The 13,717-nt window shown below is 37.7% G+C and carries 12 protein-coding genes and 2 pseudogenes; 9 read left to right on the top strand and 5 right to left on the bottom strand.

Features of this window, described 5'->3' with window-relative positions; all coding sequences use genetic code 11:
* On the top strand, positions 1-350 hold a 350-nt coding region (locus tag B9T25_RS06965; RefSeq protein WP_322853458.1), incomplete at its 5' end, for an FAD-linked oxidase C-terminal domain-containing protein.
* A gap of 234 nt (positions 351-584) precedes the next feature.
* Here the strand turns inward: B9T25_RS06965 and B9T25_RS14845 are convergent.
* Together B9T25_RS14845 and B9T25_RS14840 are read right to left on the bottom strand one after the other, a co-directional pair.
* On the bottom strand, positions 585-881 hold the full coding sequence (locus tag B9T25_RS14845; protein ID WP_416202353.1) for a transposase: 297 nt from the start codon (positions 879-881) through the stop codon (positions 585-587).
* A 9-nt stretch (positions 882-890) separates the two neighbouring features.
* Positions 891-983, bottom strand: a pseudogene (locus B9T25_RS14840) (IS982 family transposase); the annotation flags it as partial.
* 232 nt (positions 984-1,215) lie between these two features.
* Here B9T25_RS14840 and B9T25_RS06955 point away from each other — a divergent pair.
* On the top strand, positions 1,216-2,400 hold the full coding sequence (locus tag B9T25_RS06955; RefSeq protein ID WP_086187720.1) for a porin: 1,185 nt from the start codon (positions 1,216-1,218) through the stop codon (positions 2,398-2,400).
* 54 nt (positions 2,401-2,454) lie between these two features.
* Here the strand turns inward: B9T25_RS06955 and B9T25_RS06950 are convergent, their stop codons facing one another.
* Positions 2,455-3,435, bottom strand: a complete 981-nt coding sequence (locus tag B9T25_RS06950; RefSeq protein ID WP_086187719.1) for a LysR family transcriptional regulator — start codon at positions 3,433-3,435, stop codon at positions 2,455-2,457.
* Between the two features lie 103 nt (positions 3,436-3,538).
* On the opposite strand from B9T25_RS06950, the pseudogene B9T25_RS06945 reads away from it, so the two are divergent.
* The 6 genes and pseudogenes from B9T25_RS06945 to cntB all read left to right on the top strand — a co-directional run bounded on the left by B9T25_RS06945 (position 3,539) and on the right by cntB (position 11,006).
* Positions 3,539-4,650 (top strand): annotated as a pseudogene (locus B9T25_RS06945) (tartrate dehydrogenase).
* Between the two features lie 27 nt (positions 4,651-4,677).
* Entirely contained in the window at positions 4,678-6,336 is a 1,659-nt protein-coding gene (locus B9T25_RS06940; RefSeq protein WP_086187717.1) for a BCCT family transporter, read from the top strand.
* Positions 6,333-7,292, top strand: a complete 960-nt coding sequence (locus B9T25_RS06935; RefSeq protein WP_086187716.1) for an alpha/beta hydrolase — start codon at positions 6,333-6,335, stop codon at positions 7,290-7,292. Before B9T25_RS06940 ends, B9T25_RS06935 begins: the two co-directional genes overlap by 4 nt.
* 51 nt (positions 7,293-7,343) lie before the next feature.
* A complete protein-coding gene (cntA, locus tag B9T25_RS06930; protein WP_086187715.1) occupies positions 7,344-8,459 on the top strand; it encodes a carnitine monooxygenase subunit alpha in 1,116 nt (371 codons plus the stop codon).
* A gap of 95 nt (positions 8,460-8,554) precedes the next feature.
* Positions 8,555-10,006 carry an NAD-dependent succinate-semialdehyde dehydrogenase gene (locus tag B9T25_RS06925; RefSeq protein ID WP_086187714.1) on the top strand — a complete coding sequence of 484 codons (1,452 nt, stop codon included), beginning with the start codon at positions 8,555-8,557 and terminating at the stop codon, positions 10,004-10,006.
* Between the two features lie 40 nt (positions 10,007-10,046).
* Positions 10,047-11,006: a carnitine monooxygenase, reductase subunit CntB gene (gene cntB / locus B9T25_RS06920; RefSeq protein WP_086187713.1), complete on the top strand. Its 960-nt coding sequence runs from the start codon at positions 10,047-10,049 to the stop codon at positions 11,004-11,006.
* A gap of 120 nt (positions 11,007-11,126) precedes the next feature.
* Here the strand turns inward: cntB and B9T25_RS14835 are convergent, their stop codons facing one another.
* Positions 11,127-11,522 carry a helix-turn-helix domain-containing protein gene (locus tag B9T25_RS14835; RefSeq protein ID WP_143222463.1) on the bottom strand — a complete coding sequence of 132 codons (396 nt, stop codon included), beginning with the start codon at positions 11,520-11,522 and terminating at the stop codon, positions 11,127-11,129.
* Positions 11,523-11,598: 76 nt separating this feature from the next.
* Between B9T25_RS14835 and B9T25_RS06910 the strand changes: the two genes are divergently transcribed.
* Positions 11,599-12,693, top strand: coding sequence for an AAA family ATPase (locus tag B9T25_RS06910; protein ID WP_086187712.1), 1,095 nt, complete (start codon positions 11,599-11,601; stop codon positions 12,691-12,693).
* A gap of 644 nt (positions 12,694-13,337) precedes the next feature.
* On the opposite strand, the gene B9T25_RS14425 is transcribed toward B9T25_RS06910, so the two are convergent.
* Complete coding sequence (locus B9T25_RS14425) at positions 13,338-13,484, bottom strand: alpha/beta fold hydrolase (protein WP_228146860.1); 147 nt, start codon at positions 13,482-13,484, stop codon at positions 13,338-13,340.
* Between the last annotated feature and the right edge of the window lie 233 nt (positions 13,485-13,717).

Here is a 13,717-nt window from a genome sequence, read left to right as displayed (position 1 = left end):
TTCCTGCATTCATTAAAGAAATTGATGCAATTGTAGAAGCGAATTATCCAGATTTTGATATTTGTTGGTTCGGTCACATTGGTGACGGTAACTTGCACTTAAATATCTTAAAACCTGCGGATTTAAGTAAAGATGAATTCTTTGCTAAGTGTCAGGTAGTGAATAAATACGTATTTGAAACTGTGAAAAAATATGATGGTTCAATTTCTGCGGAACATGGCGTGGGTATGACCAAAAAACCATATTTGGAATATTCACGTACTGCGCAAGAAATTGAATACATGAAAGCATTGAAACAAGTATTCGATCCGAAAGGCATTATGAATCCAGGTAAGTTATTTGATTTATAAATAACCTACTATAAAAAACCTGAATCCTGCTTAAGCTAATGCTTCGCTAATTTGAATCGTTGGCTTATTTTTATGGTAGAGCTGATAACACATAAAGTTGCATAAATGCCTGCTAAATAACCTGAGATACTCCGAGACCGACTGTCACCAGATTATATTTCCCTTTGAGCAAGCTAAATAAAATTTCTATTTTGTTACGTTACTTTAAGTGATATTCATCGCCTTTAGATAAGCTCACAGCTTGTGTTTTTTACGGGGATATTTAATTAAAATAATGTCTTGAACTTTTAATTTTGATTTTAGTCTGTGGTTGATGTACCCACGATCAGCATAGATTTTTGTTTTTAATCCTTTAACCAATTGCTCAACCATTTTGATATCTGCTGTATGTCTATTGGATAAAATAGTGCTTATCACATTGCGAAGCTGATTCGTGATTAAATGTGATTTACAGCCAAAGAACGATCCCATAGAGCTTTTATCTCTGGTCGCAATTGCTGATATAGATTTATGATATTGGGAAGAATGTATTCTTAAACGTTTGTTACTGTGTTTTAAAAATCCCCAATAGGGTGCTTCGAACTTTTGAAAAAAGTCATCAATAATACAGAATGAATATGTAAAATCGAACATGGTGGCTGAAAGCGTAAGTGGTGTGGTAACTTCCTAACCATTTTCAGCCACCTTTTTTTTAAGTCAATTTCTTATCAGTAATTCGAGTTACTATAGCAATTTAAAAATACTCTAAATAAATTAAGTAAAACTTCTAATTAAACACACTTCGTAAATTTTTAACTCATATTTATGTGATTGATTAAATAATAGCTTTTCTTCATTTTAAGTATCTTTATCAAGGAAGATCGAAATGAAAAAAATGTTACTTTCGTTCAGTTTAGTTTCATTACTTTTTAGTTCTAGCAGTTTTGCAGAAAATTTAGCTTGGGGAGATATTGCTACTGAAGACGGTCAGTTCAAAGTTTCAGGGGCGGTGCGGACACGTTTTTTGCATAAAGATTATGCTGATCAAGCCATACAAGGATCTAAAAATGATGATTGGAAGCTTGCAGACATCAAGCTAGTTCTAGGTTATGAAAATCCAAAGTGGGTCGCTTCCATAGATACTAGATGTTATCAATATGATTCTTTATGCGATGCAATCTTCTTAAAAGATGCTTGGGCAGGTTATAAGTTTAATGAAGAGCAGCGATTAACAGTTGGCTTACAATTTGTAGATTTTGGTTATGATCGTTTGTGGGGGAATAGTTATTATGAAACTATTCTGAATACTGTAGGCTTGGAAGATATTCAAAACACAGGTGTTAAATATCGATTTAAAAATGAAGATTATCATTTAGCCCTTGGATTTTATCCAAGTGATGGTGGAAATTATAAAGGGACTTCAAAAGATTCAAGCCGATATTCTGGGAACTTTGTGCAAGCAGATGACTTAAACGAAGGAACAGATATTGAAGAAAAAAATATGTGGATTGGGCGTGGTTCTAAAAAAATTGATTTAAATAAAACTTATGCTTTAAAAACTGAAATAGGCGCTTCTTATTGGCACTCCGATCTAGAAAATAAAAGAACACATCAGGATGGTACCCGCGATGCTTGGAATATATTCGCATTAACTGAATTAAATGCATGGCAATGGTTATTTGTTGTGGGTGCACAGGATATTAAAAATGCAGATGATTTGCATCCAAAATATTCAACAATTGGGGCATTTGATTTTCCATATCAAGTCGCAAATAAGGCTAAATTTGTGGTGAACGAATTAAGTTATGCTGTAAATAAACCAATATTTGAACTTGAAAATATTAAACCTTATATTTCCTATAGCCAATTTTTAAAAGATGAATCAGGTTTTAAAGATTCAGAACGATTGATTGCGGGCGTTTATTTTAATTACAAAGCGATTGGGGTGCAGGGGGAGTATGTCTGGAGCAAGAATGACCCAATGACGGGTGGTAGTGGTCTAGGTTTAGCACAAGGTGATAATAATCATTGGAACCAGTTATTCTATTTATCTCTGGGTTATTATTTTTAGAAAATATGATTTCAGTTAAAAAATCGCCCATTAAATATGGGCGATTTTTTAATTTCATAGAAAAACTTTTTCAGTGGGTGGAGTAATGTTGTCTACAGGTGAGATTAATTCACCCCGATTTAATTTTTGAATTAACTGTAACCGATTTGATAATTCGTGTTGAATAAATAAAATACAGGTTTGCAGTTTTGACGAGGTTTTTAAGCGAGAAGGATAAACTGCCCAAACGTCAGCATCTTGCCAATACTCAGGTAAAATATGCTGCAATTGTCCTGAAATTAGTTCGTCCGCAACATCCCATACAGAACGTAAAATAATGCCTTGTCCATCAATTGCAAGTTGATGGATAATTTCACCATTGTTGGAAACAAATCGTGGTCGAACATGGGTTACGATATCTTCATTTTTATGTCTGAGTTTGAGTAAAACAGAAGATTGATCGCGTTCACTAATGGTTAAGCAGTCATGATGTTGTAAGTCTTCAACTGTTTCAGGAACGCCATTTTTAAGTAAATAACTCGGCGATGCACATAAAATACGAAAGTTCGAAGCTAATTTCTTTGCAATCATGTTTGGTGCAATTTCATTGCCAATTCGAATATCTAGATCAATACTGTGTTGAATCAAGTCCTTGGTATTATCAATCGTATTGAAATGAAGGGTGAGTTTGGGGTACATATTCAGTAATTTAGATAGAATAGGAGCAACATGTTTGCGACCAAAACCGAAACTACTGACAATATCTAAATGGCCCGTGGGGGAGCCTAAGGGATTATTGAGTAATTCACTCAGATCATCAAACTCATCTAAGATATGCGTTATTTTTTCCAGAATTAATTTGCCATCCTCGGTGAGACTAACATGGCGCGTACTTCTATGAAAAAGCTTACAGTTTAAGTTTGTTTCTAAAATATTGATTCGCTTACTGACATAAGCAGGAGATGAACCCAATTCTTCTGCGGATTCGACAAAACTTCGACGCTTTGCTACAACACAGAAAACTTTAAAATCCGATAAGTTAGGTAGATTATTCACGATCCGTGTCCATAAGCCTGATGGTTTGAATATTGATCATTTTATCTGAAACGATCATGTTAATGACTTAGTAGGATATTCATTAACAAGGTCAAAGGATAGCATGGCTAAAGTATATAAGATTGCCACCATAGCAGGGGATGGCATTGGTTTAGAAGTTCTACCAGAGGGTGTGAAGGTTGTAAAGGCCGCTGCGCAAAAATATGGAATTGAACTTCAATTAGATGCTTTTGATTGGGCAAGCTGTGACTACTATCTTGAGCATGGCAAGATGATGCCAGATGACTGGTTCGAGACTTTACAGCAATACGATGCCATTTTCTTTGGTGCTGTGGGTTGGCCGGATAAGGTTCCTGATCATATTTCATTATGGGGATCATTATTACAATTCCGTCGTCGTTTTGATCAATATGTTAATTTGCGTCCAGTGCGTTTAATGCCGGGGGTGAAATCTCCACTTGCAGATAAAAAGCCAGGTGATATTGATTTTTTTGTGGTTCGTGAAAATAGTGAAGGTGAGTATTCAGCCATAGGTGGTAAGGCTTTTGAAGGTACAGACCGTGAGTTTGTGTTGCAGGAAGCTGTATTTACGCGTCATGGCGTAGACCGAATTTTAAAGTATGCCTTTGAAATGGCAAATAAGCGTGAAGCTAAAAAAATCACTGCAGCAACCAAGTCTAATGGGATTGCGATTAGCATGCCGTATTGGGATGAGCGTGTTGATGAAATGGCAAAACAATATCCTGATGTTAAAGCAGATAAGCAGCATGTTGATATTTTAGCAGCTCGTTTTGTCCTTCAACCTGAACGTTTTGATATTGTTGTGGCCTCGAATTTATTTGGTGACATTTTGTCTGATTTAGGTCCCGCGTGTACAGGAACGATCGGTTTAGCAGCCTCAGCAAATTTAAATCCAGAACGTAATTTTCCATCTTTGTTTGAGCCAGTACATGGCTCTGCACCAGATATTTTTGGACAAAAAATTGCCAATCCAATTGCTGCAATTTGGTCAGGTGCAATGATGCTAGAGTTCTTAGGCAATGGTGAACAAGTCTTTGAAGATGCCAGTAAGGATATTATGCAAGCCATTGAGCATGTTTTGGTGAATGGTCCAAAAACAGCAGATGTGGGTGGAACAGCTAAAACACATGAAGTGGGAAATGCGATCGCATCATTAATTAGTAAAAGTTGATGGGCTTATTTGTCATGGAATAAATATCCATTTAAAACGGATTTGTTGATATGGAAAATCAAAAACCAAAAATTTATACAGATAAAGTGCTTGCGGTAACCAGTTTATCGTTTGTGTTTATCTTAGTCGCAGGATTAGCGATTTATTCTGAAGCCTCTATTAAGTTGGCTGCCCAATTGATGTTATGGAGCACATCAATTTTTACCACGCCTGTTTTATTATTTGCCTTTTTAGCCATCATTTTTACCATGATGTTGGCATTTAGTAAGTATGGAAAAATTAAACTCGGTGAAGGAAAGCCCGAATACAGCACCTTGTCTTGGATTTTTATGTTCATTTTATCGGGCATTGGATCTTCAAGTTTGTATTGGGGCTTTTTAGATTGGGCCTACTACTATCAAACGCCCGGTTTAAGCTTAACCCCTGAATCTGCTGAAGCTTTAAAATATAGTGTTGCTTATTCATTTTTCCATTCGGGTGTCAGTGCTTGGGCAATTTATGCTTTAGCCTCAGTTTCCTTATGCTACAGCTTCCATGTCCGTAAAAATAAAGGCTTAAGTTTAGCGTCTATTATGGAAGCGGTTACTGGATTTAAAGCCACTGGCGTGGTCGGACGTCTGGTCGACATATTGTTCTTGCTTTGTATGTTTGGTGCATTAACGATTTCCTTAGTGCTTACAGCCGTGACCTTTACCAATATCTTGTCGTTACTAACAGGTATTCCAAATACCTTTACCACAAAAGTCATCATTATTTTGGCTGTGTCGATGGTATTTGCACTCAGTTCTTATGTGGGTATGGAAAATGGCATGAAGCGTTTAAGTCACGCTGTCTGTCTAGGCGTGGTTTTATTTGCAGTTTATGTGCTGGTTTTTGGCCCAACACAATTTATCTTAAATAATTCATTGATGAGTTTTGGTTTAATGGCGACCAACTTCGTCGATATGAGTTTATTTACAGACCCGATGGGAGATGGAAAATTCACACGTGAATGGACTGTGTTTTATTGGTTGTGGTGGATTTCTTATGCACCAGGCGTAGCTCTCTTTGTTACTCGTGTTTCTAAAGGTCGTACCATTAAAGAAGTTATTCTGGCAATGGTGATTGGCGGTAGTGTCGGTATTTGGTTTATTTTCGGTGTATTTGAAAGCTTTAGCGTTTATAACTTCATTCACGGTGTAGTCAATGTGCCGCAAGTTCTGAGCCAACAGGGCGGTGAAGTTGCTATTGGTCAGTTACTTGGTTTGTTGCCTGCGGGTCAAGTGATGATGTGGATTTTCCTTGGCATCATGGTGATATTTTTGGCTGCACACATGGATGCTGTCGGTTATGCCGTGACTGCAACATGTACACGTGGTTTAGAAGAAGGGCAAGATCCTTCACCGAAAGCGCGTCTATTTTGGTGTGTGATGCTGACTTTGGTTCCTATCGCGATGATTTTCTCAAAAGCACCGCTCGATACCATGAAGACTGCTACGATTGTGACAGCATTACCGTTTATTGTGATTATTTTGATTCAAACGTACGGCCTAATTAAGTGGTTAATTGAGGATTATTCAAAAATTCCTTCTCACCTGATTGACCAGCAAAATTTTGAGGAGTCTCTGATTCTTTCAGATGCATCAGATGATACAAATAAACATATCGACATTGCTGTTGTTAAATCAGTAGACATCGGGCGTGAAAGTCTTAAAAGGGAAATCTCATGACAGCCCTAAATACACAGTATGTTCTTAGTGAAGAAATGCAAAGTCTAGTTTACTGGAGCAGTGTGTATAGCCCAGCAGATTGTGATCTTGATTCAAGTCGAGCAGCTTATGATGCAATGTGTAGACACTATACATTGCCACAAGATGGCAAGATTGATATTGAAGATCATTATTTGAATAGTACGGATCATGAGGTTGGGGTTCGATTATATCGACCGAAAGCTGTGCAAGTTCCAGCAAAAGGCTGGCCGTGTGTCTTGTATTTTCATGGTGGTGGTTTTGTTGTAGGTGGTTTAGATTCACATGAGTTTTTACTAAGTTACATTTGCCAAGATCTGAACATTGCTGTGCTGAGTGTGGATTATCGTTTAGCGCCAGAACATCGTTTTCCAGCTGCTCATGATGATTGTAAATTTGCCTATACATGGCTTAGAACACATGCAGATCAATGGAATATTGATGCTGACAACATCATTATTGCAGGTGATAGCGCAGGTGGGAATTTAGCTGCGGCAGTCGTTGTTGCTTTACAGCATACGGGCCAGCAAGCCAAAGGCTTGGTGATGATTTATCCGATGTTGACCACCCGTTTTGATTTACCTGCGTATACATTACATGCACAAGCGCCGTTATTAACCCGTGCAGATTGTGAATATTATTTACGTGAATATGCACCCGATGATTCGCAGTGGAATGACCTACGTTTAGCACCATTACTTGCTGATGATTTTTCGGATATGCCAGAAAGTTTCATTGCTGTTGCAGAGTTTGATCCCGTATCTGATGACGGTAAATATTTTGCAGAGAAATTGATCCAAGCAGGAATAGAACATCGTTTTCATGTGGCTAAAGGTGTTTTGCATGGCGGATTACGCTTAATGCGTGATTGTCCCGAAGTGCAGAAGCTATATCAAGAAATGTTGAAAAGCATAAAACAAATGATTGAAAAATCTTAAATTATATAAATGAATTTAAAAGTTATGAATAAAATGGATGGAGTTAAGAACATGAGTTCAATTGAAACATTACCGCAAGACTTTTGTGTAGATCCAGATAATGCATGGACATTTCCAAAAGTTTTTTATACATCTTCACAAGTATATGAGCGTGAAAAAGAAGAAATTTTTGCAAAAAGCTGGCTTTGTGTAGCACATGGCAGTGAGCTGGCAAAATCAAATGACTATATTACCCGTAAAGTCATTGATGAAAATATCGTGATTATTCGTGGTAAAGATGGTGTTTTAAGAGCATTTTATAATGTGTGCCCACATCGTGGTCATGAGTTGCTTAGTGGCAGTGGTAAAGCTAAAAATGTCATTACGTGTCCTTATCATGCGTGGACTTTTAAATTAGATGGTAGCCTTGCACTGGCGCGTAACTGTGATCATGTGGAAAATTTCGATAAAGAAAAATCCAGCATGGTACAGCTTAAAGTTGAAGAATATGCAGGCTTTGTTTTCATTAATATGGATGACAATGCAACGTGTGTGGAAGATCAATTACCAGGCTTTGCGGCTAAACTCGCAGAAGCGTGTACCGTGGTCAAAGACCTAAAATTGGCTGCTCGTTTTGTTACGGAAACGCCTGCAAACTGGAAAGTGATTGTAGATAACTATCTTGAATGTTACCACTGTGGCCCAGCACATCCAGGTTTTGCTGATTCGGTACAAGTGGATAAATATTGGCATACCACACATCAAAACTGGACTTTACAGTATGGCTATGCACGCTCTTCAGAAAAATCATTCAAAATAGATCCATCTATTACAGACCCTGAATTCCACGGTTTTTGGACTTGGCCAAGCACCATGTTTAATGTACCACCGGGCAGTAATTTCATGACCGTAATTTATGAGTTTCCTGTGGATGCTGAAACGACATTGCAACATTATGATATTTATTTCACCAATGAAGAGTTGACTCAAGATCAAAAAGATTTAATCGAATGGTACAAAAATGTATTCCGTCCAGAAGATTTAGAGTTGGTAGAAAGTGTACAACGTGGTTTAAAATCTCGTGGATATCGTGGTCAAGGACGTATTATGACGGATAAGCAACGTTCAGGTATTAGTGAGCACGGGATTGCACATTTCCAAAACCTAGTTGCAAAATATCATCAATAATTTGCTGTGAAGTGTTAATGATGAGGGGGGAGTTTATACTCATCCTTCATTTTGAAATTCTGATTTCACCTAATATATAGCACTAGGATATGAAAATGCTCGGCTTAAAAACTAACGATTTATTTCAACAAAATGCGTTTATTGATGGTGTTTGGGTTGAAGCTCAAGATAAAAACCGTATCGATGTAACCAATCCTGCAAATGAAGAAGTCATTGGCTCGATTCCAAATATGGGCAAAGCAGAAGCAGTGCAAGCCGTTGAAAGTTCATATCAAGCTTTACAGTCTTGGAAAGCTTTAACCGCTCAAGCTCGTGCTGACTTACTTTTGGCTTGGTACAAGTTGACTTTAGAACATGCAGAAGATTTGGCACGTTTAATGACGATTGAGCAAGGTAAGCCTCTTGCTGAAGCTTTAGGTGAAGTCAAATACGCTGCTTCATTTATTCAATGGTTTGCCGAAGAAGGTAAACGCACCTATGGTGATGTAATTCCGACGACCAATGCAGGTCAACGTTTCTTGGTGGTCAAAGAACCTATAGGTGTTGTTGCTGCCATTACCCCATGGAATTTTCCGTTGGCAATGATTACACGTAAGGCTGCGCCTGCGCTTGCAGCGGGTTGTACCATTGTGATTAAGCCTGCAAATGAAACGCCTTATTGTGCCTTGGCAATTGCGAAACTTGCTGAGAAAGCAGGTATTCCAAAAGGTGTAATTAACGTGATTACAGGTAAGTCTGCTGAAATTGGTTCGGTCTTTACCTCACATGAAAAAGTAAAAAAATTAACCTTTACAGGGTCAACACCAGTGGGTCGTTTGCTGATGGAGCAATGCGCACCAACCATTAAAAAACTGGCACTTGAACTAGGGGGGAATGCTCCTCTCATTATATTTGAAGATGCTGATCTCGATAAAGCTGTGCAAGGTGCAATGCTTGCGAAATATCGTAATGCCGGTCAAACCTGTGTCTGTGCAAATCGTATTTATGTGCATAAAAATATTTATGCGGCATTTAGCGAAAAATTTGTTGCTGCTGTTCAAGCACTGAAAGTGGGTAATGGCTTAGATGAAGGTACCCAAATTGGTCCTTTAATTAATGAAAAAGCAGTACTTAAAGCGCAAAAATTGATTGATGATGCATGTGCTAAAGGTGCATCTGTTGCTTGTGGTGGTAAAAAGCATGAACTTGGCTATGGTTTTTTTGAACCAACAGTTTTAACCAATGTTGACCGGTCTATGGAAATTGTGGGTGAAGAAATTTTCGGCCCAGTGGCACCATTGATTAGCTTCGAAACTGATGAAGAAGTGATTGCACAAGCAAATGACACCATTTTTGGTTTAGCTGCTTATATTTATACAGAAAATATTTCTCGTATTTTTAAGGTTTCCGAACAACTAGAATATGGCATGGTTGGAATGAACACCACGGCAATTTCAAATGAAGTTGTGCCATTCGGTGGTGTGAAACAATCAGGTGTTGGTCGTGAAGGCTCTAAATATGGTTTAGAGGAATTTATGACAATCAAATACTTATGTCTTGGTGTTTAAGTTTTTAAACACCATAGTACTGCAAAATTAGGATTTAAAAATGACTGAGAGTTATCAAATGTTTCCTGCTGTAGTGACGACAGTGGAACAACTCACACCGCTCATTAAACGTTTTACCTTTAAACGCCAAGATGGTCAGGACTTTCCAGCGTTTACAGGTGGAAGCCATATCATTGTTAAAATGAACGATAAGCTTTCAAATGCTTATTCACTCATGAGTAACCCAAAAGATTTATCGACTTACCAAGTCTGCGTACGTAAAGATGCAGAAGGTAAGGGTGGTTCAATCTTTATGCATGACCAATGTTTAGCAGATTTTCCCCTTGAAATTTCTACACCCAAAAATTTATTTGAACTGTCACCGCATGGTGAAAAGCATATTTTAATTGCAGGCGGAATTGGAATTACACCTTTTATTCCGCAAATGGACGAACTGCTTGAACGCGGTGTAAATTATGAATTGCACTACGCATTTCGTGCACCTGAACATGCAGCCTTGTTAGATGAACTTAAACAAAGCCAACATGGTGATAAGGTCTTTAGTTATATTGACAGTGAAGGCTCTAAACTGGATTTAGATGCACTCATTGCGGGTCAACCCAAAGGAACGCACGTGTATGTGTGTGGCCCTAAACCGATGATTGATACTGTCATCGATACCTGTAATAAAAACCGTTATCGTGATGAAAATATTCATTGGGAGCAATTTGCTTCAACTATCCCTGAAAATGGTGAAGCGTTTACGGTCGTACTGGCTAAATCAAACCAACGTATTGAAGTGATGGCGAATCAAACGATTCTTCAAGCCATTGAGTCTTTAAATATTGATGTTGAATGTTTATGTCGCGAGGGTGTGTGCGGAACGTGTGAAACGGCAATTTTATCAGGTGAAGCAGCACATTATGACCAATATTTAAGTGATGATGAAAAAGCCTCACAACAGTCGATGATGATTTGCGTTTCACGTGCTAAAGGCAAAGAAATAACACTTAATCTTTAATTATTATCTTTTAACAATTGAGCGGAAGCTCAATTGTCTTTTTATTAAACTTTATTCTATAACTTAGATTCGCATTTAAAGTGCAACAGCATGCTCTTACAATAATACCTGACTCGGACTTTAATGCTGATATAGATAGCCTCCCTTAATTTTATTTTGAAGAATATAGTGGTAAATTGAATACATTTTGCCAGCAATATATGAAGCAATTTGTTCAGGACTCCATTGCAGAGCAAGATAACTTTTGACCTGTTTCCACACTGCAGGATCAACAGTTTTATGATTCGAGCTATGGCGGATCTTTGCTAACTTATGAGCATGTTTAACAAAGTAACCATTTCTGTTTCGATTACGTTTGATCTCTCTACAAATCGTAGATGGAGCACGCTCCAATCTAAGTGCAATATGACGCTTAGAAAAACCTCGCGCAATAAAGTGTAAATCTGATATCTTTCTTCTTAAGTGGGGTGAGCGTAGTTCATTGTGTAATTTTGACTTTGGTCGGTCTGGAAGCAAAATGCTATCTCATCTCACGTCTACCTAAATTAATCTTTGTTGAACTTCATCTGAGAATCTAAGGTTTGGGGGATATATGACTATTCGCACATTCACACTACAGGGTTTTCGCTCCATACGGAACATGACCCTTCCTTTATCCCAATTAAATATCATAAGTGGACCGAATGGTTGCGGTAAATCTAACTTGTATAAAGCGGTTCGCTTATTACATGAGGCTGCGAGTGGTCATCTATCAACTGCAATTGCAGATGAAGGTGGCATCCAAAAAATTATGTGGGCAGGTGGTTCACGTTATGGTGATAGGGGAAAAGACCCCCAACGTATGCTTCTGTCAGTCGAAATGGATGACTATGAATATCAACTAGAAATAGGCTTTCCAGAACCTTTGATTAGTCTTTTCAAACTTGATCCCTTGGTAAAAACTGAAGGGCTATGGTTAAGTGGTTATAAACGTCGTCGTGCCAGTGAGCTGATGCAACGTATCAATCAAACTGCATTTCTTAAAAACATTGAAGGGGATCGTCTTGCATATCCAACAGCATTATCACCAGAAGACTCGTTATTTGGACAGTTAGTGGATCCGCATCTTTATCCCGAGGTTTCAAAAGTTCGAGAAACTTTACGTAGTTGGCGGTTTTACCATGAATTTAATGTGGGTCGTGATTCACCTCTACGCAGCCCCCAAGTCGGTATACGATCACCAGTATTATCACATGATGGTGCTAACTTAGCAGCAGCATTTGAAACCTTACGCGAACGTGGACATACAGAAATGCTTTATTCAGTATTGGAAAAAGCTTTCCCGAAGAGTCAGTTCTCGGTCGATGAGCTTCGAGGACATTTTCAGATGATAATGAAAAATGAAGGTATTTTAAGACCATTGGAAAGTGCAGAGTTTTCAGATGGAACGCTACGTTTTTTATGTTTGGTTGTCGCATTACTTAGCCCAAGACCACCACGTTTTATGGCGCTGAATGAACCAGAGAATAGTCTGCATCCAGATTTATTACCTGCTCTTGCGCTACTCATTGCAGAAGCAAGTCGTTATACACAATTATGGATAACAAGCCATTCCCCCTTATTGGCTGACATGATCAAAGAATATTGCGAAGTACAACACTATCGACTCGGTCAAGAAAATGGTGAAACAGTCATCATATGCCCATAACAAATTTAAAAAATCCTTTGTAAAGCTCTTTCTGACGATGTTAGTTTTGATTCATTTAAGATAATGGTGCTTATAGGAAATGCGCCTTAAAATAGTATTGTTTTTTCATAGAAAAAATTACCAATATCAAAAAAACAAAAATCCGACTTGGAAACAAGTCGGATTTTTGTTTTACAACTCTGGAAGATATTCCTAATAAATTTGTTCAATATTTAATCATGATGAAGCTTTAGTGTGCGTTATCAACTCATCCATTACTTAAATTATCCCCAATTTCTGCGGATAACTCTTAGGGTGAATTTTAAGCAGTTTTGTACGCCTAGGCGCACATGAATTCAAGCCCTTTGCCGCTATACGATTGCACGCTTATTTCTTATTATGGAGATATAGAGAGCAGGATGCTCCGACAATAACAATAAAAGATCTACATAAGGATTATGAGGTACGACAGGAGTTATACCTAGCGTAACAAATACGAAAAACCCTGACAGGATGTCAGGGTTTTTTTATAGCTTATTTGGGGTGATGTTAGATTTTGATGCATATTAAATAAAAAATATATGTAGTTTTTATTTATCTAATTTTGTATTTATGGTTTGGGGTTTTAAGCAATTAAAAATTATAGATACCAATACCTTAGGTTACTAAAATGGAATCATATGACCTATATTTTTTATTGTTTTTAAATGAGTATTTAGAATTTGATTATACAATTCGGTTGCTTTCTCAGCTGAACGTACCTGATCCTGAGCACCAGATATAATCAAGGTTGGGCACTTAATTTTACTCATGTCTATACATCTCTGTTGAGCATGGATTGCTTAACAAAAACGTTATAGCCTATTTTTTTTGCTCATTTCTTGAATTCTTTTTACGAGGGATTTGTGATTAGCGTTTACTCGGACATGGTGTGTATTTTAGTGGGATCTAAAACAAATATAAACTGGTGCTTAAAAGCGGCTTCTATTCGTAATGTTGGGCCAGATAAAGTGAGTCAGCTTAAACAATTCCGTTTTGAAAAGAT

The sequence above is a fragment of the Acinetobacter sp. ANC 4470 genome (genome assembly GCF_002135335.1).
In the GTDB taxonomy this organism is placed as follows: domain Bacteria; phylum Pseudomonadota; class Gammaproteobacteria; order Pseudomonadales; family Moraxellaceae; genus Acinetobacter.
This window is presented reverse-complemented; position numbering and strand designations above follow the sequence as displayed.

What these genes read in the sequence shown, in the direction of transcription:
- B9T25_RS14425 (WP_228146860.1), bottom strand. Translation starts at nt 13,484, where the DNA reads ATGAGTAAAATTAAGTGCCCAACCTTGATTATATCTGGTGCTCAGGAT.
- B9T25_RS06910 (WP_086187712.1), top strand. Translation starts at nt 11,599, where the DNA reads ATGACTATTCGCACATTCACACTACAGGGTTTTCGCTCCATACGGAAC.
- B9T25_RS06935 (WP_086187716.1), top strand. Translation starts at nt 6,333, where the DNA reads ATGACAGCCCTAAATACACAGTATGTTCTTAGTGAAGAAATGCAAAGT.
- cntA (WP_086187715.1), top strand. Translation starts at nt 7,344, where the DNA reads ATGAGTTCAATTGAAACATTACCGCAAGACTTTTGTGTAGATCCAGAT.
- B9T25_RS06940 (WP_086187717.1), top strand. Translation starts at nt 4,678, where the DNA reads ATGGAAAATCAAAAACCAAAAATTTATACAGATAAAGTGCTTGCGGTA.
- B9T25_RS06925 (WP_086187714.1), top strand. Translation starts at nt 8,555, where the DNA reads ATGCTCGGCTTAAAAACTAACGATTTATTTCAACAAAATGCGTTTATT.
- cntB (WP_086187713.1), top strand. Translation starts at nt 10,047, where the DNA reads ATGACTGAGAGTTATCAAATGTTTCCTGCTGTAGTGACGACAGTGGAA.
- B9T25_RS06955 (WP_086187720.1), top strand. Translation starts at nt 1,216, where the DNA reads ATGAAAAAAATGTTACTTTCGTTCAGTTTAGTTTCATTACTTTTTAGT.